A 3,704-nucleotide genomic window follows, 5' to 3' on the forward strand; every position below is an offset into this window, starting at 1 on the left:
CCGCAAATTCCTTTACGGTGCGAAGGACATTTTCCAATCCGTCCGGTGTATGGGCATAATCTACAATAACAGCAAAGGGCTGACCCGCATCTACAGGCTCTACCCGCCCATCTACGCCTGCGATAGACTCTAGACTGCGCTTGATATCCACCAGCGAGATTCCTTCCAGCAAAGCAGCGGTAATGGCCGCCAGTGCGTTGTACACATTGAACTTGCCTACCATTCGAAGCTCAATATCGGTATCTCCTTTAAAAGTAGACACATGAAAGGAGGTTCCCTTGGAACCTATTGTGATACGAGATGCCTGCACATCAGACTCCTTTTCCACGCCGTATGTAATCACTTGGGCCGCAGTTTGAGCCTGCAAATAGGAAGAAGCCGGATCGTCTGCATTCAGAACAGCATATTTGCTATCTGATGCATCCCGCGAGAAAGCATTTCCCAACCTAGAGAATAAAAGTCCTTTTGCAGCACGGTACTCCTCCATTGTGTTGTGGTAGTCCAGGTGGTCCTGCGTCAGGTTTGTAAATATAGCGGTGCGAAAATCAGTTCCTTTGACGCGGCCCTGCTCCAACGCATGTGAGGATACTTCCATGACACAGCATTGAACCCCCTGCTCTGCCATATTTCCGAGATAACGTTGCAGTTCCACCGCTTCGGGCGTAGTGCCAGACATTGGGTAAGACTGACCACCGTAACGCATTTGAATCGTACCAATCAGTCCGGTGTTCACCCCCGCATCCTTCATGATCTTTTCAATCAGATAAGTTATCGTTGTTTTACCGTTGGTTCCGGTTATGCCGATCATGCGCATGCGTCGGCTCGGTGAATCAAACATATAATCTGCCAAAACCGCCATGGCATGTCGTGCATCCTTAACTACAAGCTGCGGAACAGGTACATCCAGTTCACGTTCAACGACCAAAGCTGCCGCCCCGGACGCAATTGCCTGCTCAGCATAGTCATGTCCGTCCACTGTAAAACCTGGCAAACACAGAAATAAATCCCCCTGTTGCACTCGACGTGAATCCGCCCCGATTCCTCGGCAATCCACTGTACCGTCACCCACCACACGGGAGACGGCCAGCAGTGAAGCCAATTGTTGAAGCTGCATCTTTCATTCCTCCATTGCTCTCTCGTTATTCATAGTATGGTATAAAATGAACCTATCAATCCCCCATGTAAATACGGATCGTTGATCCCCGCTCCAATCTGGAGCCCGGCTTCGGCGCCTGACTCACGACCGTCTTGCCTGACCCAGATTTCACGAGCATAAAGTTCATATTCATATCTTCGTACAAATCAGCTGCAGTAGCACCTACCAGATCAGGTACCGTTTCGATCGGATTTTCTCCATACTTGTACTCTTTGGCAATTTGATTGGTGCGAGGCGGTATTTTCAAGGCAATCAGCGCGTCCTTTAAAATATTTTGCACGATTGGCGCAGCAACCACCCCGCCGAATTGAATGCCCTTCGGGTTATCGACAGCGGTATAGACGACGATTTGCGGATCATCCGCCGGCGCAAAACCAATAAAGGATACAATATGCTCCGAGGAAGAATAACGTCCGTTAATCACCTTTTGTGCCGTCCCCGTTTTACCTCCTACCCGGTAGCCTTCAATAAAAGCAGGACGACCTGTACCTTTAGCAACGACGCTCTCCAGCGCTTCTCTTACCTGTCGGGAGGTATCCTCTGAAATGACCCTACGTACCAGTTCTGGTTCTACTTTTTCCAGCACTTTTCCGGTTCCCGGCTGAACCCAACCTTTTGTAATGTGAGGCTTATAAAGAATACCGCCATTGATTGCCGCCGATACTGCCGTTACCTGCTGGATCGGAGTGACAGACACCCCTTGACCAAAAGCGGTTGTCGCCAGTTCTACAGGACCGACCTGAGGTAGCTTGAACAAAATGCCGTTGCCCTCACCAATCATGTCGATTCCCGTTTTGCTGCCGAAGCCGAAATTCCGAATGTACTTGAAAAGTGTTTCTTTACCTAACCGCTGCCCCAATGTTACAAAACCGGGGTTGCAAGAATTCTCCACCACTTGAAGGAACGTTTGGCTTCCATGTCCGCCTTTCTTCCAGCAACGCAGGCGTGCTCCACCGACTTCAATATATCCCGGATCAAAAAAACGGTCATTTTTGAGATTGACCTTCTTTTCTTCCAAGGCAGCCGCCAGTGTAATAATTTTGAAAGTAGACCCAGGTTCATATGTCATCCAGATAGGCAGATTTCGATTATAGATTTCAGGCGCATACTGCTTGTATAGTGCTGGCTCATAGCTTGGTCGTCCAGCCATGCCTAATATTTCACCCGTCTTGGGGTTCATAGCAATAGACAACGCGGACTTCGCCTGAAATTTGACCATGGCTTGGTCAAGCTCCCGTTCCATAATGGACTGCACAGACTTATCAATGGTTAATTGTAAATTCAGTCCATCCTTCGGTTCAATGTATTTTTCAGAAGAACCAGGCATCAGACGACCACCTGCATCTGATAAATACGCAATGCTTCCGTCGATTCCCCGAAGCTTACTGTTTTGCTGCTTCTCTACGCCTGTCAGCCCTTGATTATCAATTCCTGTAAACCCAAGAATATGAGCCGCTAGATCACCATAAGGATAATAACGTTTGTTGTCTTCAGCAACAACGATACCCGGCAGCTTCAAATCACGAATTTGCTGCGCTTTCTCCATCGTAATTTTTCGTCCGCCGGGCTGAAGTTTTTGGCTTGCTGTTCGTTTGGTAATCAGCTTGAGCACTTTATCCTCACTCATATCCAGCAAGGGCGCCAGCCTGCGTGCCGTTTCTTCCGGCTTCTTAATTTGCACTGGTATCGCCATGACTGTCGGCGAACTGACATTGTAGGTCAGCGCCGTACCCTGCCGATCCAAAATTTCGCCGCGCTTGGCGGCAAATGGAATATTGCGGCGCCACGAATCCTCAGCCTTGGCCGAGAGCTCGCCTCCTTTACCCAATTGAACATAGGCGAGCCGGATCGACAAGGCCGCAAACAGTACAAATAATCCCATTAGCCCCCATACCAGCCTCCGCCGCATGGTCACGTTAGATTTTTTCAAACGCGCTCCCTCCGTTCCTCAAATACTCATGACATGTCTTACCTCATGAATATTCAAAAGAACGGACATTAGAACAAGCTATCAGTTATCCTCGCCTTTAATCGCAGCAGCACTTTTCTCATCTGCAACAGCAGATATTCCTCCCTTAGGAGCTCCCGCGTCTGTTCCAGCATCAGCAGTAGTACTGGATTCGGTTTTAGTATCGACCTCCGTTTTTGTTGCGCTGCCGGTCTGGTTAGCTGCAACTCCATTGGTCGAGTCCTGTGTTTCCTCCGGTTTCACTCCGGTCACCGTTTCTTTGGCCGGCTGAAGCGTCACGCTGACGATCCGCTTTCCATTTACCATTTGCGCCTTTTGAGAGACAACATAACCTTCGCCGCTTACCTGCACACCAACCTTCATAAGGGTCAGAACTTGAAGTGTGTCACGCAACGAAACACCTGTAAAATCAGGAATAGTCATGTTGGCACTATCCTCAGTCAGCAAGTAAATGCGTTGTCCGGGTTTCATTTTGACGCCTGCTTCAGGATATTGGCGAACAATTTTGGAGCCTTTGCCTACCGTTTCATAGGCAATTCCCTGTTTGAGCAATGCATTTTGCGCATCTTTCTTCACCTG

3 protein-coding genes are annotated in these 3,704 nt (G+C 48.9%); all 3 read right to left on the minus strand.

The window, feature by feature from the left end; genetic code table 11:
• Positions 1-1,114: UDP-N-acetylmuramoyl-L-alanyl-D-glutamate--2,6-diaminopimelate ligase (locus GRP75_RS21340; protein ID WP_160790296.1), on the minus strand; the 1,114-nt coding region annotated here is incomplete at its 3' end.
• Between the two features lie 55 nt (positions 1,115-1,169).
• Positions 1,170-3,086: a stage V sporulation protein D gene (locus GRP75_RS21345; protein WP_160790297.1), complete on the minus strand. Its 1,917-nt coding sequence runs from the start codon at positions 3,084-3,086 to the stop codon at positions 1,170-1,172.
• Positions 3,087-3,167: 81 nt separating this feature from the next.
• The coding region (locus GRP75_RS21350) for a PASTA domain-containing protein (RefSeq protein ID WP_160790298.1) at positions 3,168-3,704 on the minus strand (537 nt) is incomplete at its 5' end.

This window comes from Paenibacillus sp. OT2-17 (assembly GCF_009827695.1).
Classification (GTDB): domain Bacteria; phylum Bacillota; class Bacilli; order Paenibacillales; family Paenibacillaceae; genus Paenibacillus; species Paenibacillus polymyxa_B.